16 protein-coding genes and 2 pseudogenes are annotated in these 23,338 nt (G+C 72.4%); 13 read left to right on the forward strand and 5 right to left on the reverse strand.

From position 1 onward, the window contains the following. Positions 1–349 precede the first annotated feature (349 nt). The 5 genes and pseudogenes from dusB to ACGFRB_RS05900 all read left to right on the forward strand — a co-directional run bounded on the left by dusB (position 350) and on the right by ACGFRB_RS05900 (position 7,719). Positions 350–1,486: a tRNA dihydrouridine synthase DusB gene (gene dusB, locus ACGFRB_RS05880; RefSeq protein ID WP_363006299.1), complete on the forward strand. Its 1,137-nt coding sequence runs from the start codon at positions 350–352 to the stop codon at positions 1,484–1,486. 377 nt (positions 1,487–1,863) lie between these two features. Then, positions 1,864–4,590: a pyruvate, phosphate dikinase gene (gene ppdK / locus ACGFRB_RS05885; protein ID WP_393239596.1), complete on the forward strand. Its 2,727-nt coding sequence runs from the start codon at positions 1,864–1,866 to the stop codon at positions 4,588–4,590. Between the two features lie 678 nt (positions 4,591–5,268). Further along, a pseudogene (locus ACGFRB_RS05890) lies at positions 5,269–6,237 on the forward strand (ArsR/SmtB family transcription factor); the annotation flags it as partial. Between the two features lie 460 nt (positions 6,238–6,697). Beyond that, on the forward strand, positions 6,698–7,165 hold the full coding sequence (locus ACGFRB_RS05895) for a group III truncated hemoglobin (RefSeq protein ID WP_393239599.1): 468 nt from the start codon (positions 6,698–6,700) through the stop codon (positions 7,163–7,165). A 116-nt stretch (positions 7,166–7,281) separates the two neighbouring features. Next, a complete protein-coding gene (locus ACGFRB_RS05900; protein ID WP_363006293.1) occupies positions 7,282–7,719 on the forward strand; it encodes a VOC family protein in 438 nt (145 codons plus the stop codon). A 65-nt stretch (positions 7,720–7,784) separates the two neighbouring features. On the opposite strand, the gene ACGFRB_RS05905 is transcribed toward ACGFRB_RS05900, so the two are convergent. Both ACGFRB_RS05905 and ACGFRB_RS05910 read right to left on the reverse strand, forming a co-directional pair. Continuing rightward, positions 7,785–8,549 (reverse strand): SDR family NAD(P)-dependent oxidoreductase, encoded by a 765-nt coding sequence (locus ACGFRB_RS05905; RefSeq protein ID WP_393239602.1) that lies wholly within the window; start codon positions 8,547–8,549, stop codon positions 7,785–7,787. Positions 8,550–8,700: 151 nt separating this feature from the next. Then, positions 8,701–9,285, reverse strand: a complete 585-nt coding sequence (locus tag ACGFRB_RS05910) for a TetR/AcrR family transcriptional regulator (protein ID WP_393239605.1) — start codon at positions 9,283–9,285, stop codon at positions 8,701–8,703. A 154-nt stretch (positions 9,286–9,439) separates the two neighbouring features. Here ACGFRB_RS05910 and ACGFRB_RS05915 point away from each other — a divergent pair, with 154 nt between their 5' ends. After that, a complete protein-coding gene (locus tag ACGFRB_RS05915) occupies positions 9,440–10,225 on the forward strand; it encodes a TSUP family transporter (protein WP_363006287.1) in 786 nt (261 codons plus the stop codon). 60 nt (positions 10,226–10,285) lie between these two features. Here ACGFRB_RS05915 and ACGFRB_RS05920 read toward each other — a convergent pair whose 3' ends face one another. After that, the gene (locus ACGFRB_RS05920; protein WP_393239608.1) at positions 10,286–10,936 is read right to left on the reverse strand and encodes a class F sortase; all 651 of its coding nucleotides are present in this window, start codon (positions 10,934–10,936) and stop codon (positions 10,286–10,288) included. A gap of 164 nt (positions 10,937–11,100) precedes the next feature. After that, a complete protein-coding gene (locus tag ACGFRB_RS05925; protein WP_393239611.1) occupies positions 11,101–11,703 on the reverse strand; it encodes a hypothetical protein in 603 nt (200 codons plus the stop codon). Positions 11,704–11,977: 274 nt separating this feature from the next. On the opposite strand from ACGFRB_RS05925, the gene ACGFRB_RS05930 reads away from it, so the two are divergent. Further along, complete coding sequence (locus ACGFRB_RS05930) at positions 11,978–12,622, forward strand: NADPH-dependent FMN reductase (RefSeq protein ID WP_393239614.1); 645 nt, start codon at positions 11,978–11,980, stop codon at positions 12,620–12,622. Between the two features lie 83 nt (positions 12,623–12,705). Here the strand turns inward: ACGFRB_RS05930 and ACGFRB_RS05935 are convergent, their stop codons facing one another. After that, positions 12,706–13,401, reverse strand: a complete 696-nt coding sequence (locus ACGFRB_RS05935; RefSeq protein ID WP_393239617.1) for a vancomycin high temperature exclusion protein — start codon at positions 13,399–13,401, stop codon at positions 12,706–12,708. A gap of 347 nt (positions 13,402–13,748) precedes the next feature. Between ACGFRB_RS05935 and ACGFRB_RS05940 the strand changes: the two genes are divergently transcribed. The 6 genes and pseudogenes from ACGFRB_RS05940 to ACGFRB_RS05965 all read left to right on the forward strand — a co-directional run. Next, positions 13,749–14,417, forward strand: a complete 669-nt coding sequence (locus tag ACGFRB_RS05940) for a hypothetical protein (RefSeq protein WP_393240537.1) — start codon at positions 13,749–13,751, stop codon at positions 14,415–14,417. Positions 14,418–14,642: 225 nt separating this feature from the next. Continuing rightward, positions 14,643–15,959 carry a deoxyguanosinetriphosphate triphosphohydrolase gene (locus tag ACGFRB_RS05945; protein WP_393239620.1) on the forward strand — a complete coding sequence of 439 codons (1,317 nt, stop codon included), beginning with the start codon at positions 14,643–14,645 and terminating at the stop codon, positions 15,957–15,959. A 141-nt stretch (positions 15,960–16,100) separates the two neighbouring features. Then, positions 16,101–18,443 (forward strand): Ig-like domain repeat protein, encoded by a 2,343-nt coding sequence (locus ACGFRB_RS05950; RefSeq protein ID WP_393239622.1) that lies wholly within the window; start codon positions 16,101–16,103, stop codon positions 18,441–18,443. A gap of 285 nt (positions 18,444–18,728) precedes the next feature. Then, complete coding sequence (locus ACGFRB_RS05955; RefSeq protein WP_363006273.1) at positions 18,729–19,991, forward strand: FAD-dependent oxidoreductase; 1,263 nt, start codon at positions 18,729–18,731, stop codon at positions 19,989–19,991. A 90-nt stretch (positions 19,992–20,081) separates the two neighbouring features. Beyond that, positions 20,082–21,986, forward strand: coding sequence for a DNA primase (gene dnaG / locus ACGFRB_RS05960; RefSeq protein WP_363006271.1), 1,905 nt, complete (start codon positions 20,082–20,084; stop codon positions 21,984–21,986). 393 nt (positions 21,987–22,379) lie between these two features. Then, a pseudogene (locus tag ACGFRB_RS05965) lies at positions 22,380–23,288 on the forward strand (RNA polymerase sigma factor); the annotation flags it as partial. Positions 23,289–23,338 lie beyond the last annotated feature (50 nt).

Raw genomic sequence — 23,338 nt, forward strand, 5'->3', positions numbered from 1 at the left:
TACCTCTCCTTCCCCCACCACCACCCCCCTCTCGCCGGGGGGGGCCCCCGCGCGCCCGGGGGGGGGGGGGCGCCGCGGCCCCTCGTACGTACGCGTGGGTGCGCGTACGTACGAGGGGGGTCGGCCGTACGGGGGAGCGCACCGCAGATCCCGGTGAGCGTGGTCACACCCGCCTCGCCCTTGAGCCCCGCAGCCCGCAGCCCGCAGCCGGCCGGCCCACCCCGGCCCCACCCCGGCCCCGCCCCAGCCCTCGCCCCGGCCTAAGGACCCCCGCCCCCAGCCCCGGTCCCACCCCCCTCTCCCGCCTCACGACTCCCGGTGTGCGGGCCCGGTGCGCGACAATGGGCGGATGACCGTGTTCTCCCCCCTCGCCATCGGCCCGCACATCGTGCAGCCGCCGGTGGTGCTCGCGCCGATGGCCGGCATCACCAACGCCCCCTTCCGCACCCTCTGCCGCGAGTTCAGCGGCGGCAAGGGGTTGTACGTCAGCGAGATGATCACGACGCGGGCGCTGGTCGAGCGCAACGAGAAGACGATGCAGCTGATCCACTTCGACGCGAGCGAGAAGCCGCGGTCGATCCAGCTGTACGGCGTGGACCCGGTGACCGTCGGCAAGGCGGTCCGGATGATCGTCGACGAGGACCTGGCCGATCACATCGATTTGAACTTCGGCTGCCCGGTGCCGAAGGTGACCCGCAAGGGCGGCGGCTCCGCGCTGCCGTACAAGCGGCCGCTGCTGCGGGCGATCCTGCGCGAGGCCGTGGGCAACGCGGGCGCGCTGCCCGTCACCATCAAGATGCGCAAGGGCATCGACGACGACCACCTCACGTATCTGGACGCGGGCCGGATCGCCGTCGAGGAGGGCGTCACCGCGGTTGCTCTGCACGGCCGCACCACCGCCCAGCACTACGGCGGCACGGCCGACTGGGACGCCATCGCGCGCCTGAAGGAGCACGTGCCGGAGATCCCGGTGCTCGGCAACGGCGACATCTGGTCGGCGGACGACGCGCTGCGGATGATGCGCGAGACCGGCTGTGACGGCGTGGTCGTGGGCCGGGGCTGCCTGGGCCGGCCGTGGCTCTTCGGGGACCTGGTGGCGGCCTTCGAGGGCACCGACGACTACACGCGGCCGGGGTTGCGCGTGGTCGCGGACACGATGGTGCGGCACGCACGGCTGCTCGGTGAGTGGATCGGCGACGAAGCGCGGGGTGTCATCGACTTCCGCAAGCACGTGGCCTGGTACCTCAAGGGCTTCTCGGTCGGTTCGGAGATGCGCAAGAAGCTGGCTGTCACCTCGTCCCTGGACGAGCTGGCCGCTCAGTTGAGCGAGCTGGACCTGGACCAGCCGTGGCCGGAGGGCGCGGACGGCCCCCGGGGCCGTACGTCCGGAAATAACCGAGTTGTCCTGCCGGATGGCTGGCTGAAGGACCCCTACGACTGCGCCGGCGTGAGCGAAGAGGCCGAGCTGGACACGTCCGGAGGGTGAGACCAAGGGTCCTTCGGGGCCTCTCTCGGGCGTTTTTGGCGAGTGATTCTCGCCACCCTTGATAGGGGTAGCGCTCAGATGAGCGGTCTGATCGACCCTCTCCGGCTTGAAGGGTGGCACTGCGTGCCACCCTTCTTGCATTCAAGGCTTGAACTCAAGTGCCGGAATGTGCGCTCATGTGAGCGCTGGAGTGCTGGTTTGGGTCAAGGCGGCTTCGGGCGCCGAACGCGCAAGCTACTGGCCAGTTACTTTCGATGTGCTGGCGGACGGGTGGTTAAGACCGGGTGACCGGTAGGCGTACCTCCCCAGAAGCCTTCGATCTGGGTATGTTCCTCGCCGTCAGGGCAGCCAACCGAGTCGTCGAGGAGTCGTGGCCCGTGTCGGAATTCAATGATCAGAAGTTCGTGTACGACTTCACCGAGGGCAACAAGGACCTCAAGGACCTTCTCGGTGGCAAGGGGGCCAACCTCGCCGAGATGACCAATCTCGGCCTCCCGGTTCCCCCCGGCTTCACGATCACGACCGAGGCCTGCAAGGTCTACCTGGACAGCGGCTCCGAGCCGGCCGCGCTCCGCGACGAGGTCAGCGCGCACCTCGACGCCCTGGAGCGCACCATGGGCAAGAAGCTCGGCCAGGCCGACGACCCGCTGCTGGTGTCGGTCCGCTCCGGCGCCAAGTTCTCGATGCCCGGCATGATGGACACCGTCCTCAACATCGGCCTCTCCGACGCCTCCGTCGAGGGCCTCGCCGCCCAGGCCGACAACGCGCGCTTCGCCTGGGACTCGTACCGCCGCCTCATCCAGATGTTCGGCAAGACCGTCCTCGGTGTCGACGGCGAGCTCTTCGAGGACGCCCTCGACGAGGCCAAGGCCGCCAAGAACGCCGCCAGCGACACCGACCTGGACGCCGCCGACCTGAAGGCGCTCGTCGAGCACTTCAAGGGCATCGTCAAGACCGCGACCGGCCGCGACTTCCCGCAGGACCCCCGCGAGCAGATGGACCTGGCCATCGAGGCGGTCTTCAACTCCTGGAACACCGACCGGGCCAAGCTGTACCGCCGCCAGGAGCGCATCCCGCACGACCTCGGCACCGCCGTCAACGTCTGCTCGATGGTCTTCGGCAACCTCGGCCCCGACTCCGGCACCGGCGTCGCCTTCACCCGCGACCCCGCCTCCGGCCACCAGGGCGTCTACGGCGACTACCTCACCAACGCCCAGGGTGAGGACGTCGTCGCCGGCATCCGCAACACCGTGCCGCTCGCCGAGCTGGAGTCGATCGACAAGAAGTCGTACGACCAGCTCATGCAGATCATGGACACGCTCGAAACGCACTACAAGGACCTGTGCGACATCGAGTTCACCATCGAGCGCGGTCAGCTGTGGATGCTCCAGACCCGCGTCGGCAAGCGCACCGCCGGTGCCGCCTTCCGGATCGCCACCCAGCTCGTGGACCAGGGCCTGATCGACGAGGCCGAGGCGCTCCAGCGCGTCAACGGCGCCCAGCTGGCGCAGCTGATGTTCCCGAAGTTCGATGATGATTACGCTCGCGGCGGGGAAGGGGTGGAGCAGATCGGGCGCGGCATCGCCGCCTCCCCGGGTGCCGCCGTCGGCAAGGCCGTCTTCGACTCGTACACCGCGGTCAAGTGGTCCCGCTCCGGCGAGAAGGTCATCCTGATCCGCCGCGAGACCAACCCCGACGACCTGGACGGCATGATCGCCGCCGAGGGCATCCTCACCTCCCGCGGCGGCAAGACCTCGCACGCCGCCGTCGTCGCCCGCGGCATGGGCAAGACCTGTGTCTGCGGCGCCGAGGAGCTGGAGGTCGACACCAAGCGCCGCCGGATGACCACCGCCGCCGGCGTGGTGATCGAGGAGGGCGACGTCGTCTCCATCGACGGCTCCACCGGCAAGGTCTACCTCGGCGAGGTACCCGTCGTACCGTCGCCGGTCGTCGAGTACTTCGAGGGCCGGATGCACGCCGGCGCCGACGACGCCGACGAGCTCGTCCAGGCCGTGCACCGGATCATGGCCTACGCCGACCGCGTCCGCCGGCTGCGCGTGCGCGCCAACGCCGACAACGCCGAGGACGCCGCCCGCGCCCGCCGCTTCGGCGCCCAGGGCATCGGCCTGTGCCGTACCGAGCACATGTTCCTCGGCGAGCGCCGCCAGTACGTCGAGCGGCTGATCCTCGCCGACACGGACGAGGAGCGCGAGGAGTCCCTGAAGGCGCTGCTGCCGCTGCAGAAGGGCGACTTCGTCGAGCTGTTCGAGGCGATGGACGGCCTGCCCGTCACCGTCCGGCTGCTCGACCCGCCGCTGCACGAGTTCCTGCCCGACATCACCGAGCTGTCGGTGCGCGTCGCCCTCGCCGAGGCCCGCAAGGAGCCGCACGAGAACGAGCTGCGCCTGCTCCAGGCCGTCCACCGGCTGCACGAGCAGAACCCGATGCTCGGTCTGCGCGGCGTCCGGCTCGGCCTGGTCATCCCCGGCCTGTTCACCATGCAGGTCCGCGCCATCGCCGAGGCCGCGGCCGAGCGCATCGAGGCCAAGGGCGACCCGCGCGCCGAGATCATGATCCCGCTCGTCGGCACCGTGCAGGAGCTGGAGCTGGTCCGCGAGGAGGCCGAGACGGTCATCGCCGAGGTCGTGGCGCGCACCGGCGTCGACCTGAAGCTGGCTCTCGGCACCATGATCGAGCTGCCGCGCGCCGCCGTGACCGCCGGCCAGATCGCCGAGGCCGCCGAGTTCTTCTCCTTCGGCACGAACGACCTCACCCAGACGGTCTGGGGCTTCTCCCGCGACGACGTGGAGGCCAGCTTCTTCACCGCGTACCTGGAGAAGGGCATCTTCGGCGTCAGCCCCTTCGAGACCATCGACAAGGACGGCGTCGGCGCCCTGATCCGCCAGGCGGTCGAGTCCGGCCGGGCCACCCGCCCCGACATCAAGCTCGGCGTCTGCGGCGAGCACGGCGGCGACCCGGAGTCGGTGCACTTCTTCCACGAGGTCGGTCTCGACTACGTCTCCTGCTCGCCGTTCCGGATCCCGGTGGCGCGCCTGGAGGCCGGCCGCGCGGCGGCCGAGGCGAAGGGCAGCGACAGCCGCTGATCTCACGGGCCCCGCCGGACACGCGCGGAAGGGGCCGTGAACCGCCGGAGCCGCCGCTCGTCCCCGACCCTCGAAAACCGATGGGCGGCGGTTTCCGGTTTCCGCAAGGAGACGGGGCGGACACCTTTGTGCGGAGGTGTCCGCCCCGTCGCGTTTCACCGGCCTTTCCCGCACTTCTGCCGATTTCGCATTTCACCCCCGAGAGTGTTTCCGTAAAACCATTCGGTTTTGCTGGAGCGGGTGGGGGTGGCGATGTGCCGGAAGTGCCCGATGAGGGCCGGGGGAGTGTAGGGATTTCTGGGATTCCGAGGGGTCCGGGGTGGGGAAAGGTGGCTTCCTGTGCGCGGGCCGGCCCCGTCGGAAATTCGGATTTGAACTTTCGCAAACAAAAGGATGGGCGCGGCCCCCGGATCCCCACCCGGAGGCCGCGCCCATTCCCGTAGCCGGGCGGATGAGCCGCAACCCCGCCGACCGCCGCCGGACGCGCCGAAGCCCCCCACGGTCTTCGTCGCGTCACCTCGGTCCTCGAAGGTTCGCCGTCCGGCCGATCACAGCTTTTCGGTTTCCGGCCGTTCATCGCGAGGCTTTTCAAGTCTGGCTGAAACACCCTGGTAACGTGCAGTGATGCTGTGCATACTCGTCGTCGGGGGTGGTTGCGAGTGCACAGGTGGGGGTTCCATGCTGCGGATTCATTTCACCGGGGCCGATCTGGCCGGGGTGCGGATGGCCGCCCAGCCGGACGTGTTGTGGGAAACGATTCTGAGCTTTCACCGGATACGGGACCGGCGCGGCCCGGTCGTGTTCCGGGAATGGCGGTCGGAAGCACGCGCACGGCTGGGTAGCGAGACGCGGCAGCTCGCCGCACTGGTCCCGGCACACGGCTATTTCCCCGACTTCCTCAACCCGCCGGAGGGCATCCTCGGACTCGACGAGGGACTTGAGGCGATCCGCGCCACCCCGGCCTTCCGGCTGCGCGCCGAACTCGCCAGGATCGGCGCCGCGCATTCCGGCCGTCCCGCCGTCCCGGCCGCGCTGCGCGCGCTCGCCGAGGGCGGCGCCGAGCCGCTCGGCCGGCTGGCCGGGGCGCTGCGCGACTACCACCGGGCCGCCGTCGAGCCGTACTGGACCCACATCCAGGCCCGTGTCGAGGCGGACCGGGCCCGGCGCGGCCGGGCCCTGCTCGACGGGGGAGCGGACGAGCTGCTCGCCTCGCTGCCGCCGATGATCCGCTGGCACCGCCCCGTCCTGGAGGCGGACTACCCCGTCGACCGGGACCTGCGGCTCGACGGGCGCGGGCTGCTGCTCCAGCCCTCGTACTTCTGCCGGGGAACCCCGGTCGTCCTGCGCGATCCCGCGCTGCCGCCGGTCCTGGTCTACCCGATCACCCACGGCGAGTCCCCGACCGTCCGGCCGCCCGGTCTGCCCTCGCTCGCCAAACTGGTGGGCCACACCCGCTCGGCGGTCCTGCACGCCATCGGCGACGGCGGTACGACGAGCGAGCTGGCCCGCCGGGCCGGGGTGTCCCTCGCCTCCGCGAGCCAGCACGCCGGGGTGCTGCGCGAGGCCGGACTGATCGCCACGCTCCGCAACGGCAACGCGGTTCTGCACACCCTGACCCCGCTGGGCGCGGCCCTCCTCGGCGGCGGCCGGGGCACCCACGACGGGACCGTCCGCCGGACGGGCGGGGCGCGGCGGGAGGAGGGACCGGCAGGCGGTACGGGAAGCGGGGGCGGTGGTACGGGGACGGTCGCCGGTACGGGGAACGGCGGCGGTGGTGCGGGGACGGTCGGCGGTACGGGGAACGGCGGCGCGCGGGGCGGTCCGGGCGTGGGCCCCGGCGGCGCGGCGGGCGTCGGTCCCGGCGGCGCTCCGGGGGCCGTCACGGGGGCCGGTACGGGCGTGAGGCCCGGCGGCGGGGCCGGCGGGCGGGCCCCGGTGCAGGCCGGGGCCCGGTTGTTCGTACGGGGCGGGAGCGCCGCGCCGTGACCGGGACGGGCCGCCTGGCCCCCGTGGCGTAGCCAGGGCGGGCCCCTTGGTCCCGCTCTCGCGCCCGGACTGGGACCTTCGGCTCTGGCCGGGCCGGCGCCGGGCGCGGGACCCTGGATCCATGCGTGTCACCCGAGACGTCCACGACATCCGCGGCCGCGCCGACCTCGACGTCCTGCTGCGCCGCTTCTACACCGCGGCCTTCGCCGACCCGCTCATCGGCCGCTTCTTCACCGAGATCGCGGGCACGGACCTGGAGGTCCATCTGCCGAGGATCGGCGACTTCTGGGAGCGCGCGCTGTTTCGGACCGCCGCGTACCGGCACGACGCCTTCGCCCCGCACGCCGCCGTCCACTCCGTCGAGCCGCTGACCGCCGCCCACTTCGGCCGGTGGGTGCAGCTGTGGCACGCCACCGTCGACGGACTGCACGAGGGCCCGCTGGCCGACCGGGCCAAGGCGCAGGGCGAACGGATCGCGCTCGCCCTGCTCCGGCGGCTGGGCGGCCGTGACGTGTCCACCGACGCGCCCCGGGGCGAGACGGGCGGGTTCATCCCGCTCGCGGCACTCACCCTGCGGTCGGCCGGCTGAGGTCCGGCTGATGGGCGGAAAATCTCTTCGAAGAAAAGTGCGAAACAGCGATGAGTTCCGGTGAGCCCGGACGTCTTCCCTCTCGACAGCACCGCGATGGAAGAGAGAGTGACCTCATGGCCCCGCAGATGATCTTCGTGAACCTGCCGGTGAAGGACCTGGACGCGAGCAAGGCGTTCTTCGAGAAGCTCGGCTTCTTCGCCAACCCGCGGTTCACGGACGAGACCGCCGCGTGCGTCGTCATCAGCGACACGATCTTCGCGATGCTGCTGACCGAGGAGAAGTTCCGGGCCTTCGCCGCGCCCGGCAAGGAGATCGCCGACGCCACGAAGGTGACCGAGACGCTCGTGACGCTGAGCGCCGAGAGCCGGGAGAAGGCCGACGAGCTGGCCGACGCGGCGCTGGCGGCGGGTGGCGGACCGGCGAAGGAGCCGATGGACATGGGCTTCATGTACAGCCGTTCGTTCACCGACCTCGACGGCCACCACTGGGAGGTCTTCTGGATGGACCCGGCCATGGCGCAGGGCGGCGGCGAGGGCGCCGGCCAGGGCTGATCGGCAGCCCCCTGCCCCTTTTTTCCACTGGTCCGCCGCCCTTTGGGCCCGACCAGACCGGACCGTCAGGCCGAGGCTCCGCCGTCGATCACCAGATCCGTGCCGACGACGGAGCCGGCCTCGTCGGAGGCCAGATAGAGCACCGCCGCCGCCACCTCCCGGGCGGAGGAGATCCGCCCGAGCGGCGACTGCTCCTTCATGCGCACCTCCCGCTCGGCCTCCGTCTCGCCCGGGAGCAGCGACATCGTGGACTCGGCGGCGCCGGGGCTGACCGCGTTGATCCGGATCCCCTCGCCGATGTGGTCGAGGGCGGCGGACCGGGTGAGCGCGGAGACGGCCGCCTTGGACACCTGGTAGCCGGAGAGCCCGGGCCTGCGGACGTGGGCGCCCAGGTTGGCCGCGATGTTGACGATGGCGCCGCCGCCCTGGGCGCGCATCTGCGCTATCTCGGCCTGGAGCGAGTGCAGGACGCCGGTGACGTTGATGTCGAGCAGCGTCCGCCAGTCGTCCAGGGGGAAGTCGCCCGCGCTTTGGCCGCCCCGGAACACCCCGGCGTTGTTCACCGCCACGTCGAGCCCGCCGAAGGCGGCGACGGTCTCCCGTACGGCGCGGTGCATGTCCTCGGCGACGGCGACATCGGCCGTGACCGCGCGGGCGGTGCCGCCCTCGGCCTCGATCAGGGCCACCGTCTCGTCGAGGGCGGCGGTCCGGCGGCCGGACACGGCCACCTTCGCGCCCTCGGCGGCGAAGGCGAGCGCGATGGCCCGGCCCAGACCGCCTCCGGCGCCGGTGACGAGGACGGTGCGGCCGGTGAAGCGGGACGACGACATGTTCACTCCTGTGCGGGTTCCGCGAGCGGATGAATTTTGACCGTACGTTCTTGAATGAGGGGAACAGAAAGGGCGCCCGCGGGCGCCCGCGACCGGCACCGGGGCTGACGGGCGGGGTCGGGGCCGGGGCCGTGGCGCCGGCGGGAGCGGGTCAGTCGAGCAGGGTCAGCGCCTGCTCCGCGGCGTCGCGCACCCGGGCGGGATCGTCCGAGGCCTTGCCGACCACCCGCAGGCCCTGGAGCAGCACGAGCAGCATCCGGGCCAGCGCGCGCGGGTCGCGGTCCGGCGGCAGTTCGCCCTGGGCCCGGGCCCGGCTGAGCGCGCTGTGCAGCAGCGTCTCCAAGTGTTCCCAGCTCCGGGCGACCCGCCGCTCAACGGCCGGATCGCGCGAGGCCAGTTCCGCCGCCGAGTTGGTGACGAAACAGCCGGTCAGACGCCGCTCGTCGGCCGTCGCCTCGGCGGCGAACCGGAGGACGAGCGCGCGGACCCCCGGCAGCGCGGGCCCCGGCGCGGACAGTTCGTCCAGGATCTTCGGATCCATGGTCTCCGCGTAGCGCTCCAGGGCCTTCAGAAACAGCTCGTGCTTGCTGCCGAAGGTCGCGTAGACACTGGCCCGGCCGATGCCGAGCCGCGCCACGAGGTCCGCCATGGTGGTCGCCTCGTACCCGCGCTCCCAGAACAGCTCAAGGGCTGCCTGAAGAGCGGCGTCCGGATCGAATTCCTTGGTCCTGGCCATGAGATGACGGTACGTTTACCTGGAACGATCGGTCAAGATTGTTAAAGGGCGGAGTGCGGTCGCCGTACCGGCGCCCCGGGCGGCAAGCTCTGGCGTTGCTCAAGACTGGTCAAGATCGATGGACGCCACACCTATCCGTTCCTAGGCTCGCGCCATGCCTGACATATCCATGACCACCCTTGCCCTGCTCTGCGTCGCCGCCTTCGCGGCCGGCTGGATCGACGCCGTGGTCGGGGGTGGCGGGCTGCTGATGCTGCCCACGCTGCTGCTCGGGCTGCCGCACCTGCCGGCCGCCCAGATCCTCGGTACGAACAAGGCCATGTCCATCGTCGGTACGTCCGGCGCGGCCGTCACCTATCTGCGCAAGGCCCCGATGAAACTGGGCACCGCGCTGCGCGTCGGCCTCGCCGCGCTCGCCGGGTCGATGGCCGGCGCCTTCTTCGCGGCCGGGATCAGCAGCGAGGTGCTGCGCCCGGTGATCATGGTGGTGCTGCTCGCCGTGGCCGTGTTCGTCCTGCTCCGGCCGAAGTTCGGCGTACAGGCCGACGGCGCCGAGCGGCCGGAGCTCACCCGCGCCCGGATCGTCACCGCGATCGTCGTGGTCGGCGGCGGCATCGGCTTCTACGACGGTCTGTTCGGGCCCGGCACCGGCACCTTCCTCGTCCTCGCCCTGACGGCCGTGCTCCACCTCGACCTGGTGACGGCCTCCGCCACCGCGAAGATCGTCAATGTCTGCACCAACGCGGGCGCGCTCGTCATGTTCGCCTCCCAGGGCAATGTCATCTGGCAGCTGGCGGGCCTGCTCGCCGTCTTCAACCTCGTGGGCGGTACGACCGGCGCGCGGATGGCCCTGAGCAAGGGCTCGGAGTTCGTCCGCGGGGTGCTGCTCGTGGTCGTCCTCTCGCTGGTCGCGAAGCTCGCCTTCGACCAGTGGGCATGACCGACAGCGGCGGTGGCGGCGGGGCGATGACCGTGTGGCGGCGGCCGGGATCCGGCGAGGTCAGGCCGTGGGTGTGGGCGTGGCGGCGGCCGGCCGTACGCCGATGAGGTGGCCGAACGCGACGACGTTGCCCTGGTAGCCGCCGGACTTCCGGGAGAAGCCGCCCCCGCAGGTGATCACCCGGATCTCGGCCCGGTCCGCCTGCCCGTACACCTTCGCGTCGGGGAAGACGTCGTTGTCGTAGACCTCGACCGCGTCGATGGTGAACACCGCGGTCCGGCCGTCCTTGCGGTCCACCTCGATCCGGTGCCCCTTCTTCAGCGCGCCGAGTGCGTAGAAGACCGCCGGCCCGTCCGCGTTGTCGACATGGCCGGCCACGATCGCGGTGCCCTTGGCGCCGGGCCTGGTGCCGTCCTCGTACCAGCCCGCGAGATTGCGGTCGGTGGCCGGCGGTACGTCGAGCGAGCCGTCCTTGCCGACCCCGAGGCCCGTCAGGGGCGTGTCCACGTCGATCTCGGGGATGCGCAGCCGTACCGGATCGGACGGCGGGAGGGGGTCGGCGGCGGCGTCCGTGTGGACGCTCGGCCCGGCCGCGAACGCCTGCGCCGCCGACGGGACGGGAGGGGTGACCACTGTCGAGCCGTGGTGGATCATCCACAGGCCCAGGCAGGCGCCCGCGGCGATGAGCCAGCCCTTGCCCCGCGTACTCACCGCTCGCTCACCCGTCGCTCACCCTGTCGTCCACCTGCCGCTCGCCCGATGTCCCCCGTGCCTGTCCGTCGTACGCCGTCCCGGTGGCGGGGGATGGAGATGGCCCTGCCCCCGCCGGGCCGTCAGCGGGCACGCGGCGGAGGCAGGGCGTGAGGCGGAACGGGTCAGCCGTCCTGCGCGGCGCCGCTCGCCCGGCGGCGCAGGAGCCACGTCCCGCCCACGGCGGCCGCGGCCAGCACCGCCACGCCCGCCGCGATCTGGGTGGTGTCGGGGCCCACACTGCCGCCGACACCGGTGTGCACATGGCCGCTGGGGCCTCCCCTGCGCTCGACGATCAGTTCGCCCCGGGCGGACTTGCCGTTGTCGCACTCGACGCGGATCTCGTACGAGCCGCCCCGAGTGTGGTGGGGGATCGTGAACTGCCCGACCACGACGTTCTTGTGGGTGCTCGGGTTGAGGTGGAACTCGCCCGCGCCGACCGAATTCGCGTCGCCCCTGCCGTGACCGTGCTCGCCGCACGCGGCGGTGTTCACGGTGACGGTGGTGCCGGGCTCGGCGGGGGAGGGGAAGATCTCAAGCCGTCGGTCCCGGTCCCGGTCCCGGTCCCGATCGCGGTCCCAGTCGCGGCCGTAGCCCCCGTCGCCGCCCCGGTCGTGGTCCCGCTCCCCGCCGTCGTTCGCGAAGGCCAGGGGAGCCGCGGCGAAGGTGGTGAGGGCGACGATCGTCAGCGCGCTCCCGGTGAGAAAACGGACAGGGGTGCGGCGCATGGGGGTCCTCCGGGGCACACGAACGGCTTGCGGAAAAGGTCTTCCGTAGCACCGAGACAAGACGCTGCCCGGACTCCCCGCCTGGTGAGCGCGCGTCAGAACTGCTCCGTCCGAGGGACCGCGCAGGTAGGTGGATCCGGGCGTTCGCGCAGGTCGGGGGCGGGTCGGAGGGGGGCTCCCGAGGGCCGGCGGCGGCTCGCGCCGAACGGGTGAGCGGGACCACGGGCGATCCGCGCTTGACCTCGACCAAGCTTGAGGTACCACGCTTCTCGGCATGGACACCAAGGCCAACGCCACCCACGTCACCCCTGCCCCCGACAACGCCGACAACGCCGGCGCCGCGCGCCCGCTCCGGCTCGTCGTCATCGTCGCCAGCAACCGCGAGGGCCGCTTCGGCCCGGTCGTGGCGAACTGGTTCGCCGGACACACCGCGACCCGCGAGGACTTCGATACCCGCGTCGTCGACCTCGCCGACGTCGATCTGCCCACCGCCCTCTCCCACGACCCCGCCCCCGCCGTACGGGCCGAACTCGCCAAGGTCACCCCGGCGCTGGCCGAGGCCGACGCCTTCGTGGTGATCACCCCCGAGTACAACCACTCCTTCCCCGCCTCCCTGAAGGCCCTGATCGACTGGCACTTCACCGAGTGGCAGGCCAAGCCCGTCGCCTTCGTGTCGTACGGCGGCATCTCCGGCGGTCTGCGCGCCGTCGAGCAACTGCGCCAGGTCTACGCCGAGATGCACACCGTCACCCTGCGGGACACCGTCTCCTTCGCGGGGGTGCACGGCAGCTTCACCGAGGACGGCACGCTCAAGGACCCGGAGATCCCCGACGCCGCCGCCACCGGGCTGCTCGACCGGCTCGCCTGGTGGGGCGAGGCGCTGCGGGAGGCCAAGGCGGTCCGCCCGTACACGGTGTGAGGGCACGAGGGGTACCGGTCTGGCGGGCCGGGGTCAGGTGCGGGGGCGCGGTACTGGCCGGGTCCGGCGGGGCCGGCGGCGGACTACCCGGCCGGGCGCGCCGGGGCGGCGGTCAGCGCCTTCGCGACCCCGTCCTCCCGGTCGCCGAGGAAGTGCGGGTCGGGCCGCAGGGCCGCCTCGGCGGCGGCCTTCCCGGCGGCGGCGATCTCTCGGGTGGTGCCGTAGTACCAGGTGGCGTCGTGGGGTTCGCCGACCCCGACGCCGTACGACTCCACGCCCGCCGCCGCGCACAGCGCGAGGGCCCGCTTGATGTGGAAGTCCTGGGTGACGAGGACGGCCCGGTCCACGCCGAAGATCTTCTTGGCGCGGACGCAGGAGTCCCAGGTGTCGAAGCCGGCGTAGTCGCTGACCACCTTGTCGTCCGGCACCCCGCGCGCCGCCAGATACGCGCGCATGGCGCTCGGCTCGTCGTACTCGGTGCGGCTGTTGTCGCCGGTGACGAGGAGGACCTTGACCTTGCCGGAGCGGTACAGCTCGGCGGCGGCGTCGAGACGGTGCGCGAGATACGGGGTGGGGCGGCCCTTCCAGAGCCCGGCGCCGAAGACCACGCCCACGTCCTCGGCGGGCACGTCGGCGGTCGTCCGCAGCCGGTCGCCGGCGGTGGTGTGCATCCAGGTGACCGGCGCGAGCGCGAGACAGGCCCCGATCATGACGGCCTGGACGGCGCGGCGGCGGCCCCGGGTGGTGCGGGGGAGTCGGGGCAGTCGGACGCCGCGCATGCGGGGGACCTCCGGAGTGGTCGTCGGCTGTCGGGAGCGGAAGGGGCCGGGGGACAGGGATACGGGGGAGGAGTCGAACAGATGTCACCCAGTCCGACGTGATTCGGCCGGTTCCGGTTCACTCCTGGCGCGATCCCGGCCCCGGGCGTTCCTCCCGTCTCCCCGCGGCTTCCTCCCGCGGTCTGCCTCCGCGTCCCGGAACTCCGTTCTCCCACAAGGACGTTATGTCGGAATCGGCCGACAATAAATCAGAGGAGGGGGACGGCGGGGAGCCGTACCATCCGCGAGTGATCAACGAAGCCGTCCTCGCCGACGCCATCCACAACAACATCCAGTGGTGCAGGACGATGTGCCGCGCACACGGTCTGCCCGAAGGCGCCCTCGGCCCGCGCGCCTGGACCAGCCCGCGCCGGACCCCGCTCTACTACCCCGACGCGGTCACCCTCGCCGGGGACGCCGGGCCCGGGGACGTCCTGGACGGCATCGACCGCACCGCCCCCGGCGCCTCCGTGAAGGACAGTCACGCCCGGCTCGACCTCGCGCCCGAGGGCTTCCGGCTGCTCTTCGAGGCCCAGTGGATCCACCGCCCGGCCGGTCTGCCGGCCGGTTCGCCGGACGGCGTCGCCTCCGAGGGTTCCGCCGCCGCGTACCGTGCCGTCCGCACCCCCGGCGGACTCGCCGCCTGGGCGCTCGCCTGGAGCGGCGGCGACGCCGACGAGGCCGCCCTCTTCCGCGCGGAACTCCTCGACGACCCCGCCACCACGATCGTCGCGGGCCATGCCCCCGACGGCCGGATCCTCGGCGGCGCCGTCCTCACCGCGAGCGACCGGGTCACCGGGGTCTCCAATCTCTTCACCGCCGACGGCGTCCCCGCCTCCGCCGCCTGGTCCGGGGTCCTCGCCGTCGCCGACCCGGCCCTGCCGCTCGTCGGCTACGAGTCGGGCGACGACCTCGACGCGGCGCTGGCGGCGGGCTGCGAGGCGATCGGCCCGCTGCGGATCTGGCTCGACGCCTGAGGCCGGGCGCCCAAAGCCCGGCGCCCGGCGTCTGACGTCCAGCGTCCGCCCCGGCCACGAGCCGGGCAGCCGGGAGCCGGGCAGCCGCGAGCCGGGCAGCCGGGAGCCGGGCCGCCGTCGCACCGCCACCGGCGCCCCGGCTCGGCCCCGTAAGGACACTGAGCCGATGTCAGACCGATACCTGAATCTGCCCATCTGTCCGTCCCGCCGGTTACCGTCGAGGACATGGAAGGCTTCCCCGAGACACCGCAGACCCCCGGCACCCCCGGCTACGACGCCGCCGACACCGAACGCTGGGCCGCCGAGCCCGACAAGCGCCCCGGGCGCACCGCCTTCCAGCGCGACCGCGCCCGGGTGCTGCACTCCGGCGCGCTGCGCCGCCTCTCCGGCAAGACCCAGGTCGTCACCCCCGGCTCGTACACCCACGCCTGGGACACCAGCCCCCGCACCCGGCTGACCCACTCCCTGGAGTGCGCCCAGGTCGGCCGGGAACTCGGGGCGGCCCTCGGCTGCGACCCCGACCTCGTCGAGGCCGCCTGCCTCGCCCACGACCTCGGCCACCCGCCCTTCGGGCACAACGGCGAGCAGGCCCTCAACGAGGCCGCCGAGGACTGCGGCGGTTTCGAGGGCAACGCCCAGTCGCTGCGGCTGCTCGCCCGGATCGAGCCGAAACGGTTCATCGCCGACCCCGTCACCGGCGCCCCGCTCAGCGTCGGCCTCAACCTCACCCGCGCCGCCCTCGACGCCGCCACCAAGTACCCCTGGCCGCGCGGCGGTCACCCCACCGACCCGGCCTCGCCCAAGTTCGGCGTGTACGAGGACGACCTCCCCGTCTTCGAGTGGGCCCGGCAGGGCGCGCCCGCCGGCCGTGCCTGCTTCGAGGCGCAGGTCATGGACTGGTCCGACGACGTCGCCTACTCCGTCCACGACTTCGAGGACGGTCTGCACGCCGGGCACATCGACCCGAACCTCCTGCTCGCCGAGCCCGAGCGGGCCGGCATCTGGGAGGTCGCCCGCGGCCGGTACGTCCCTAAGGACACCGAACCCGCCGAGCTGGCCGCCGCCCTCGACCGGCTGATGGACCAGGAGTGGTGGCCGCACGGCTACGACGGCTCGGCCGTCGCCCAGGCCCGCCTCAAGGACGCCACCAGCCAGCTCATCGGCCGGTTCTGCCTCGCCGCCGAGACCGCCACTCGCCGCGCCTACGGCCCCGGCCGGCTCACCCGTTACGGCGCCACGCTCGTCGTGCCCCGCGAGGCCCGCCTCGAATGTGCCGTGCTCAAGGCCATCGCCGTCCGGTACGTGATGCAGCGGGCCGACCAGGAGGCGCTCCGCGCCGACCAGCGGATCGTCGTCACCGAACTCGCCGAGGCCCTCGCCGCCCGCGCCCCCGAGGGGCTCGACCCGCAGTTCCGCGCCCTGTTCGCCGCCGCACCCGACGACCGGGCCCGCAAGCGGGTGATCGTCGACCAGATCGCCTCCCTCACCGACGCCTCCGCCCGCGCCCTGCACGCCCGCCTGCGCACCCCGCACCGCCAGTAAGCATCCATCAGCGTCCACAAGCGTCCACTTGATAACCATTTGGGGTGTTTCGGGTGATTTCGAGTGGCGGTTCGGGGTGTCCTCGGGTAAGGCGTGCGGGGACCCCGTAGGAGAGGGGGTGTGAGACTTCCTACGTATGCGATGAGACCGAGACCGGGCGGGATCGGCCGGGCGCGGGCCGCCGTGCGGACGCTGGTGGCGACCCTGACCGCGGCCACCGCGTTCGGCCTGGCCGGACTCGCCGCGCCGCCCGGGAGCGCGGCGCAGGCGCCGCCCACCGACGACGTCCTGGCCTGGGGGCAGAACACCTACGGGCAGCTGGGCGACGGCACCACCACCCGGCGCCTCACGCCGGTCGCGGTGGATCTGCCCGCCGGCGTGCGGCTCACCGAGGTCTCCGGCGCCGCCGGCGGCGGCTGGTACAGCCTGGGGCTGACCTCCGACCACCGCGTCCTGGCCTGGGGCCGGGGCGATTCGGGGCAGTTGGGCGACGGCGCGAACACCAACAGCAGCACCCCCGTCGAGGTCGACATCCCCGACGGGGTCGAGATCACCGACATCGACGCGGGCTTCGACTTCGGCTACGCGCTGACGTCCGAGGGCCGGGTGCTGGCCTGGGGGGCCAACTACTACGGGCAGCTGGGCGACGGCACCACCACCAGCCGTCCGACCCCCGTCTACACCGACCTGCCCGCCGGCACGCGGATCACGGACATCTCCGGCGGAGGCAACCAGACCCTCGCGGTCACCTCCGACCACCGCCTCCTCGTCTGGGGCTACAACAACCGGGGGCAGCTCGGCGACGGCACCACGACCACCCGGACCCGGCCGGTCGAACTGACCCTTCCCGGCGGTGCCGAGGCCGAGTCCGTCACCGCGGGCCCGTACCACAGCCTGGTCCTGACGACCGACGGCCGCGTCTACGGCTGGGGCTACAACGCCTACGGGCAGCTGGGCGACGGCACCGAAACCAACAGCCTCGTCCCGGTCCAGGCGCTCGTCCCCGACGGCGTCCGCTTCACCGCCCTGTCCAACCGGGGCCACTACTTCAGCCTGGGGCTCACGACCGACGGCCGCGTCTACGCCTGGGGCTTCAACACCTCCTCCGGCTTCCTGGGTGACGGCACCAGCACCAACCGCAGCACCCCGGTCCGGACCCTCATCCCCGACGACGTCAAGATCACCCAGATCGACGCCGGCAGCGGACACAGCCTGGCCCTGACCTCCGAGGGGCGGATCTACGCCTGGGGTTACAACGGCGACGGGCCGATCGGTGACGGCACCACCACCAGCCGCCCCATCCCCGTCCTGACGCACCTGCCCGCCCACACCCGGGCCACCGCCGTCTCCGCGGGCGGATTCCACAGCCTGGCCCTGGCCGAGCGGGCGACGAGCCAGACCACGCTCACCGCGGTCCCGACCACCGCCGCGCCCGGCGCGCCGGTCACCCTCACCGCGCGCGTGCTGTGCAGCGAGGGCACCCCGACCGGGAACGTCACGTTCTACGACGGCGGGACCGCGCTCGGCACCGTCGCCCTGGACGCGAGCGGCGACGCGACCCTCACCACCTCGGAACTGTCCCTGGGCGCGCACACGATCACCGCGCGGTACGAGGGCGACGACAACTGCCCCGCCTCGACCTCCACCGGTGTCGTGGTGGTGGTCGAGGAGCCGCCGGTGGCGTCCCTCGGTCTGACCAAGCAGGTGGAGTCCGCCGGTCCGTTCCAGGTCGGTGACACCGTGAACTACACCTACACGGTGACCAACACCGGCACCACGCCCCTGTACGGCGTGAGCGTGACCGACAACCGGACGGTCGGCGTGGTCTGCGACGCGACGACCCTCGCCGCCGGTATGACCACCACCTGCCGCGGCGGCCACACGATCACCACCGCCGACATCACGCCGTGCGAGCCGGCGGACGGGGGCTGCGCGCTGACCAACCTGGCGCAGGCCACCGCGTATCAGCTGAGCGGCACCGAGGTCGCCAGCGAGCAGGCCACGGCCACGATCACCGTCCAGCGGCAGGGGGTCTCCGGTCTGACGCTGGCCAAGCGGGCGGACTCGGCCGGGCCGTTCCAGGCCGGCGACACCGTCGACTACACGTACACGGTCACCAACACCGGCGACTCCGCCGTGCACGGGCTGACCGTGACGGACGACCGGGTCGCGGACGTCGACTGCGGTACGACCACCCTCGCCGCCGGGGCGAGCACCACCTGCCACGGCACCTACACCGTCACCGAGGCCGATGCCACCTGCACGCGTGGTGGCGCGGACGGCGGCTACGGCGGCCACGGCACGACCTGCCCCGTCACCAACACCGCCCACGCCACGGCGACCGACACCGCCGGCGACACGGTCACCAGCGACACCGCCACCGCCACCATCCGGGTGAGCGGCGGCGGCCACGACGGCTACGGCGACGCGAACGGCTCCGACTACGGCGACCGCCACGGCGCCCGGAAGGAGAAGACGGCGTGAGGCCCTGACCTTTGCCGCGAACTCCACCGCCGATCCGCGCGTCCCGCCCCGACCCCCGGGCCGGGACGCGCGGGCCGTCCGGCGGGCACGGCCCGTGTCCGTCCATGTCAGGGGAACCGTCCGGTGACCAAGGTCCCCTCGCGGGGCCCGGGTCCGGGGCCGTTCGCCCCCTTCCGTCCGTACGGCCGGTGCGGGACCCTGCGCAGGCACGTCCCGAGGCGGTACGGTCCGGGCCGGGTCCAGGGGCGTAGCGTAGGGAACCGGTCGCAACGAGGAGGAATCAACGTGGTCGACGCAGATCAGACCTTTGTCATCGTCGGCGGGGGCCTGGCCGGCGCCAAGGCGGCGGAGACGCTGCGCTCGGAGGGATTCAACGGGCGGGTCATCCTCGTCTGCGACGAACACGAACGCCCTTACGAACGGCCTCCCCTCTCCAAGGACTTCCTGCTGGGCAAGGCCGAGCGCGACTCCGTCTTCGTGCACGAGCCCTCCTGGTACGCGAGCAACGACGTCGAACTCCACCTCGGCCAGACCGTCACCGCCATCGACCGCGAGGGCCGCACCGTCCGGCTCGGCGACGGCACCGTGATCCGCTACGACAAGCTGCTCCTCGCCACCGGCGCCGAGCCGCGCCGCCTCGACATCCCCGGCACCGGCCTGGCGGGCGTGCACCACCTGCGCCGCCTCGCCCACTGCGAGCGGCTGCGCGACGAGCTGAAGGCGCTCGGCCGCGACAACGGCCACCTGGTCATCGCGGGCGCGGGCTGGATCGGCCTGGAGGTCGCCGCCGCGGCCCGCACGTACGGCGCCGAGGTCACCATCGTCGAGGCCGACCCCACCCCGCTGTACCGGGTGCTCGGCCCCGAGCTGGGCCAGGTCTTCGCCGACCTGCACGCCGCGCACGGCGTCCGCTTCCACTTCGGCGCCAGGCTCACCGAGATCACCGGCCAGGACGGCATGGTCCTCGCCGCCCGCAGCGACGACGGCGAGGAGCACCCCGCGCACGCCGTCCTCGTCGCCATCGGCGCCGCCCCGCGCACCGCCCTCGCCGAGAACTCCGGGCTCGCCCTCGTCGACCGCGCCGACGGCGGAGGTGTCGCCGTCGACGAATCGCTGCGCACCTCCGACCCGGAGATCTTCGCCGCGGGCGACGTCGCCGCCGCGCACCACCCGACGCTGCACACCCGACTGCGCGTCGAGCACTGGGCCAACGCGCTGAACGGCGGCCCGGCCGCCGCCCGCGCGATGCTCGGCAAGACCGTGTCGTACGACCGGGTCCCGTACTTCTTCTCCGACCAGTACGACCTCGGCATGGAGTACTCGGGCTGGGCCCCGCCCGGCTCGTACGACCAGATCGTGACGCGCGGTGACGTCGGAAAGCGCGAGTTCATCGCCTTCTGGCTGAAGGACGGCCGGATCCTCGCGGGCATGAACGTGAATGTGTGGGACGTCACAGAGACCATCCAGGAGCTCATCCGCTCCCGCGCCCAGGTGGACACCGAACGCCTGGCCGACCCCGCGATCCCGCTGGAGAGCCTCACCGCGTAGCCGCGCCGCCGGGCCGGTCCGGACCGCGCGCTCGCCCCGCGCGGCACCTCGCGGGCCGGGCCGCCTTCCCGCTCCCCGTAGAATTCATACGTGGCAGGCAGGATCAACGATGACGACGTGAAGGCGGTACGGGACGCCGTCCCGATCGACGCCGTCGTGTCCGAGTACCTCCAGCTCCGCAACGCCGGCGGCGGGAACCTCAAGGGGCTGTGCCCCTTCCACGACGAGAAGTCGCCCTCCTTCCAGGTCAGCCCGAGCAAGGGTCTTTTCCACTGCTTCGGCTGCCAGGAAGGCGGCGACACGATCGCCTTCGTGATGAAGATCGACCATCTCACCTTCTCCGAGACGGTCGAGCGGCTCGCCGCCCGCGCGGGCATCACCCTGCGCTACGAGGAGGGCGGCTACAACCCCGGCCACCAGCGCGGTGAACGCACCCGCCTGGTCGAGGCCCACCAAGCCGCCGCCCAGTACTACGCCGACCAACTCGGCTCCGCCGAGGCCGAGATCGGCCGCAAGTTCCTCGCCGAGCGCGGCTTCGACCAGGCCGCCGCCGAGCACTTCGGCGTCGGCTACTCCCCGGCCGGCTGGGACCACCTCACCCGCTTCCTGCGCGGCAAGGGCTTCACCGACCGCGAGCTGATCGTCTCCGGCCTCTCCCAGGACGGCCGCCGCGGCCCCATCGACCGCTTCCGCGGCCGGCTGATGTGGCCGATCAAGGACGTCGGCGGCGACGTCGTCGGCTTCGGCGCCCGCAAGCTGCGCGACGACGACAACGGGCCCAAGTACCTCAACACGCCCGAGACCCCGATCTACAAGAAGTCCCAGGTCCTCTACGGCATCGACCTGGCCAAGAAGGACATCGCCAAGGTCAGCCGCGCCGTCGTCGTCGAGGGCTACACCGACGTCATGGCCTGCCACATGGCCGGCGTCCCCACCGCCATCGCCACCTGCGGCACCGCCTTCGGCGGCGAGCACATCAAGATCCTGCGCCGCCTCCTCATGGACAACGGCACCGCCCGCGTCATCTTCACCTTCGACGGCGACGCCGCCGGCCAGAAGGCCGCCCTGCGCGCCTTCGAGGACGACCAGAAGTTCGCCGCCGAGACGTACATCGCCATCGCCCCCGACGGCATGGACCCCTGCGAGCTGCGCCTCGCCAAGGGCGACGAGGCCGTCGCCGACCTGGTCGAGCCGCGTGTCCCGCTGTTCGAGTTCGCGCTGCGCCAGATCACCGCCCGCTACGACCTGGAGATCCCCTCCGGCCGCGCCGCCGCCCTCGACGAGGCCGCGCCCATCGTCGCCCGCATCAAGAACATCGCCTCCCAGCACGAGGTCGCCGTCCAGCTCGCGGGCATGCTCGGCATCCTCGACACCCAGTTCGTGGTGCGCCGGGTCGCCCAGATCGCCCGCTGGCAGCGCCAGGGCGGCCAGGGCGGCGGGCCGGACCAGCGGGACTCCGGCCGGGGCCGGCAGCGCCGGACGTACGACATCCAGGCACCCGTCGCCCCCGCCGGGCCCGCGCTCAACCTGCGCAGCCCCGCCCACCGCACCGAGCGCGAGCTGCTCAAGCTCGCCCTCCAGTACCCGGACCTGGTCTCCCCGGCCTTCGACGCGTACGGCATCGACGAGTTCACCGCCGCGCCCTACGCCGCCGTCCGGCAGTGCGTCCAGGACGCGGGCGGCGCCACCGGCGCGCCCGCCGACTACCTCGACGCGGTCCGCGAGGCCGCCCCCGACGACACGGTCCGCGCGCTCGTGACCGAACTCGCCGTCGAGACGATCTTCGCGAAGGTCGTCGACGAGGCGTACGCGGGCGACCAGCTGGTGACCGTACGGCTGCGGGCCGTCGACCGCCGTATCCGCGACGTCCAGAGCACCCTGGCCCGGCTCGGGCCGCACGGCGACCCCGGGCAGGTCGCCGCCGTCCAGAACGAACTGTGGGTGCTCACCCAGTACGGGCAGTCGCTGCGCAACCACGGCGCCGCCGCGCTCTGACCGGCCGCCACCGGCTCGTTTTTCCCGCCCCGGCGTGCGGTCGGTCACCTTCCGGACCCAAAAAGTCACCGCACGCCCCTCGTGGCCGGGACACGGCGTACCCCACACTGGGTGACGGTGCCGCCCCGCTGCCCGTACGCCCCCTCCCGTGTGCCCCCGCATGCGATCCCCCCTCCGCACCGGCAGCGATCACCCGCCCTGGAGGTCGCTCCCGTGCAGACCCAGACCGTCGCCGCGTCCCAGGAACCGTCCTCCCAGGAACCGTCCTCTCAGGAACCGTCCTCCCGGGAATCCATCTCCCGGGAATCCGCCTCCCGGGAATCGTCCTGGGAGTCCGCGTCCCGGGAATCAGGCGTCCGCCCCGTTCCCCGCGTGTCGGCGGCCGGCGGGGCCTCGTCGGCCGATCTGTTCCGTCTCTACCTGCGCGAGATCGGCCGGATCCCGCTGCTGAGCGCGGAGGACGAGGTCGAGCTGGCACGCCGGATCGAGGCCGGGCTGTTCGCCGAGGAGAAGCTGCTCCGTGTCCCCGGCCTCGACCGGGACCTCGCGCTCGACCTCGACCGGCTCGTGGTCCGCGGCCGGATCGCCAAGCGCCGGCTCATCGAGGCCAATCTGCGGCTCGTCGTCTCCGTCGCGAAGCGGTACGTCGGCCGGGGTCTGACCATGCTCGATCTGGTCCAGGAAGGGAACCTGGGGCTCATCCGGGCGGTCGAGAAGTTCGACTACGCGCGCGGCTACAAGTTCTCGACGTACGCCACCTGGTGGATCCGGCAGGCGATGTCCCGGGCCCTGGCCGACCAGGCCCGCACCATCCGGGTCCCGGTGCACGTGGTCGAGCTGATCAACCGGGTCATCCGGGTCCAGCGCGGCATCCTCCAGGAGTACGGCCGCGAGCCCACCGCCCAGGAGGTCGCCGACCGTCTCGATCTGCCGCCCGAGCGGATCGGCGAGGTGCTGTGGCTCGCGCAGGAGCCGGTGTCGCTGCACGCGCCGGTCGGCGAGGAGGACGATGTCGCGCTCGGCGACCTCATCGAGGACGGGGACGCGGTGTCGCCCGTCGAGTCGGCCGCCTTCCTGCTGCTGCGCGAGCACCTGGAGGCGGTGCTGTCCACGCTCGGTGAGCGCGAACGCCAGGTCGTCCAGTTGCGGTACGGCCTCGGCGACGGCCGGCCCCGGACCCTGGAGGAGATCGGGCAGCTCTTCGGCGTGACACGGGAGCGGATCCGCCAGATCGAGTCCAAGACGCTGGGCAAGCTGCGGTCCCACGCCTATGCCGACCAGTTGCGCGGGTACCTCGACTGACGATCCGGCAGGGCAGCGCGGAGCGGTGAGGGGCAACACAGGAACAGGAC

Origin of the sequence: Streptomyces sp. NPDC048718 (genome assembly GCF_043198875.1) — a bacterium.
Classification (GTDB): Bacteria; Actinomycetota; Actinomycetes; order Streptomycetales; family Streptomycetaceae; genus Streptomyces.